We start from the raw sequence: 3,110 nt of genomic DNA, 5'->3' as shown, positions 1-3,110 counted from the left end.
CATCACCCCGCCGGGCGGATCACCCGGCAGCTCGGCCAGCACCGCTGCCCCCGCCGTGCGCCTGCCACCGCCCGTGCGCCTGGGGTTTGACGTGAACGGGCAGGCCAAGAAATTCGACTACAAGGCCCGCGCCGAACTGGTATGGCAGCACGACGGCAGCCGCTACGAGGCGCGCCAGGAAGTCAGCGCTTTTCTCGTGGGCACCCGCTCGCAAAGCAGCGTGGGCCAGGTCACGCCCCAGGGGCTGCAGCCCGAGCGCTTTGCCGACCGCTCGCGCAGCGAACAGGCCGCCCACTTCGACCACGCCCAGAAGCGCGTCACGTTCAGCGCCAACACCCCCAACGCCGCCCTGGGAGCCGGCGCGCAGGACCGCCTGAGCGTGTTCATCCAGCTGGGCGCCCTGCTGGCTGCCGACCCGGGGCGCTTCGTGCCGGGCACCCAGATCACGCTCACCACCGTCAGTGCCCGCAGCGCCGACCGCTGGACGTTTTCGGTCGAGGGGCAGGAAACCCTGGATCTGCCCGCCGGCCCCACACCGGCCCTGAAGCTGCAACGCCTGCCGCGCCGCGACTACGACCAGAAAGCCGAACTCTGGCTTGCGCCCGCGCTGGGCTACCTGCCCGTGCGCATCCGGCTGACCCAGGCCAACGGCGACTTCGCCGATCTGCGCCTGCGCAGCAGCGGCCCGCCCTGACAGCGCCGGCACCGGCCACGCGCCCGCGCCGGGTTGTGTTGCTCGCAGACGCCATCCGGGCGAAATAGCCCTTCAAGCCAGCCCCCCGGGCCTTTTCATGAAATACTGCAAGGCAGGTGTTCCAGGGGCGGCCGGCGTTGCGCGCCGTGCCTCTTGCCTGGTGCACCGGGGGACTTGAACTCTGCCCGCCCGCTGTCATCTGATCCTTATATTGACCGAGGGAACGCCATGCAAATGCTCTACGACTCCGACTCTTTTGTGGTGGTCCACATGCTGCCCGACGCCGTGGAGCAACAAGAAACGCCCCTGAACGACACTGCGCCCCCCACCCCGCAATTGGCCCGCCATGGCTTTGAGATTGTGGACAAGCGCTCGGGCAAGGAGGTGTATCTGGACGGCTCGTGGGCCGAGATGTTCCAGCAGCAGATCCTGGCCTGGCAGCGCGAGACGCCCACCCAGGAAGAGGTGGAAGATGCGCTCGACCGCTACGCCGGCCTGGCCCAAAATCCGGTGGTCATGCACTGACGGGAACGCGACAACGGGGGCGTGAAGCCTCTGGATTGCATGCCGCCGCGGCCGGCGCCCGCGCATTGGGTGGCGGCGTGTGGGTGGGGCTGAAGCGAGCGAATCCCTGGGGCCCGCGGGTCCAAAGCGGTGTCAAGGTCCGGCCGCACCGCACCTTGTGCCACCCCACCCTGCGATGCATCCGCATAGGCTGCATTGGCGAATCTTCCTGGCGGCGCCACTTTGGCAGTGCTTGGCAGTACCCCCTTCTTTGCACGCTCACCAACGTCCCGCCCCGCGCTCCTGAGAGGCGTTACTGCCCGCCCCCTGGCCCGCAGACGCCTCGGTCCCGCCGCAGCACACGACGCCGGGCCACTCCTTCGTCCCAGAAATGACCGCCCCGGCAGCCCCGTCAATCGCGCACGGGGTAAATGCGGCGGAACAGTGGCTCGACCAGAATCAGCACGGCAATCAGGCGGCAGACCTGGAACACCGTCACCACCGGCACCCCCAGTTGCAGCACCTTGGCCGTGATGGCCATTTCGGTGATGCCGCCCGGCGAGGTGCCCAGCAGCAGCGTGACCCACGGCAACCCCGTGCACCACGCCAGCAGTGCCGCAAATGCCGCGCACAGGGCCATCAGCCCCAGCGTGCCCACCACCACCGAGGCCAGCCAGCGGGGCGCTGTGTGCAGGAAGTCGGCCCGAAAGCGCACGCCCAGGCTCACCCCGATGACGAGCTGCGCCGCATTGACCAACCACTGGGGCACGGCCGACAGCGTGAGATCGGCCATGGCGAGCCCCATCGACACCACCAGCGCCCCCATGAACCAGGGATTGGCCCGGCCCAGCCGGTCCATCACCAGCGCCCCCGCACCCGTCAGCAGCGCCAGCAGCACCAGCCCCGGCCCGTCGACGAGGCGGATGGTGGGTGGCAGCACGGCCAGCCCGTGCAGGCCGCTCCATTGCAGCGCAAACGGAATGGTCACCGTGACGATCAGCAGCCGCAGGCTGTGGCTGGCCGCCACGAGGTCGGTGCGGGCATTTTCGCGCTCGGCCAGCAGCGTCATCTCGGACGCCGCACCGATGGCCCCCGAAAAATAGCTGGTGGCACGCATCATCGACGCGGGCACCCCATGCATGCGCGGCGCATGCAGCCGGTACAGCCAGGCACCAAACAGCCAGCCCAGCACCAGGGCCCACACAATGCCGAGCCCGATCGCCCACCACAGGCTGGCCACCAGCGCCACGACCTGCGGCGTGAAATAAAGCCCCAACGAGGCGCCGATGGCCCACTGCCCGCCGTTGCGCAGCGGTGCCCAGCTCTCGGTGGGCGCACCGGCCATGGACAGCAGCGAAGTGGCCAGCAGCGGGCCGATCATCCAGGGCAGCGGGGTGTGCAGCGCCACGCAGGCCGCTGCTGCGGCCCAGGCCAGGGCCAGGGTGGACGCCACACGGGCGATGAAAGGCAGGGGGAGACGAAGGCGCATGGCGGTAGCCCGCCAGTATCCAACGCCCCAGGCCGCAGATGCGCGGTGCGCCGTGCCCTTGGGGAATGGCTGGCGTCGCCCTTGGCGACGCCAATATCAGTCCAATCAGGCCGATGCGCTCATCCCGCCTGCGCAAACCGCTATACTTTTTGAAGCGCTACCGCGCTGGTGTCGGCGCCTTGCGCCGGGCGGCCATTTCGGAGCCCATGGCTTCCAGGGCCGGCGCTGCCAGCAAGGTCTGGGCTGCTGGGTAGGCCACGGTTTCTTCATCGCGGATATGGCGGTCGTAACGACCGACAAAGCGGTCGAACGCGGCGCCGTCGGCCTCGCTGAACGCGGCCTGCCGCCCCTCCATCAGGGCCTGCAGCGGCAGGCGTGCGGCGGCCCAGTCGTCGGCCATGCAGGCGTGGTCGTGCTGCAGGC

At 69.3% G+C, this 3,110-nt stretch carries 3 protein-coding genes and 1 pseudogene; 2 read left to right on the top strand and 2 right to left on the bottom strand.

From position 1 onward, the window contains the following. Together ACDELDRAFT_RS20675 and ACDELDRAFT_RS20670 are read left to right on the top strand one after the other, a co-directional pair. Positions 1–694 (top strand): DUF3108 domain-containing protein (locus ACDELDRAFT_RS20675; RefSeq protein ID WP_005800037.1); only part of this gene is annotated, 694 nt, incomplete at its 5' end. Positions 695–922: 228 nt separating this feature from the next. Beyond that, on the top strand, positions 923–1,219 hold the full coding sequence (locus tag ACDELDRAFT_RS20670; protein ID WP_005800036.1) for a BTH_I0359 family protein: 297 nt from the start codon (positions 923–925) through the stop codon (positions 1,217–1,219). Positions 1,220–1,610: 391 nt separating this feature from the next. On the opposite strand, the gene ACDELDRAFT_RS20665 is transcribed toward ACDELDRAFT_RS20670, so the two are convergent. Together ACDELDRAFT_RS20665 and ACDELDRAFT_RS20660 are read right to left on the bottom strand one after the other, a co-directional pair. Beyond that, on the bottom strand, positions 1,611–2,687 hold the full coding sequence (locus ACDELDRAFT_RS20665) for an AbrB family transcriptional regulator (RefSeq protein ID WP_005800035.1): 1,077 nt from the start codon (positions 2,685–2,687) through the stop codon (positions 1,611–1,613). Between the two features lie 157 nt (positions 2,688–2,844). After that, positions 2,845–3,110: pseudogene (locus ACDELDRAFT_RS20660) on the bottom strand (hemerythrin domain-containing protein); the annotation flags it as partial.

This window comes from Acidovorax delafieldii 2AN (assembly GCF_000175235.1).
In the GTDB taxonomy this organism is placed as follows: Bacteria; Pseudomonadota; Gammaproteobacteria; order Burkholderiales; family Burkholderiaceae_C; genus Acidovorax; species Acidovorax delafieldii_B.
The sequence above is the reverse complement of the archived record's forward strand: the minus strand, read 5'-3'. Positions and strand labels throughout refer to the sequence as shown.

Excerpts from the sequence above, each read along its gene's own strand:
- ACDELDRAFT_RS20670 (WP_005800036.1), top strand. The coding sequence starts at position 923 with ATGCAAATGCTCTACGACTCCGACTCTTTTGTGGTGGTCCACATGCTG.
- ACDELDRAFT_RS20665 (WP_005800035.1), bottom strand. The coding sequence starts at position 2,687 with ATGCGCCTTCGTCTCCCCCTGCCTTTCATCGCCCGTGTGGCGTCCACC.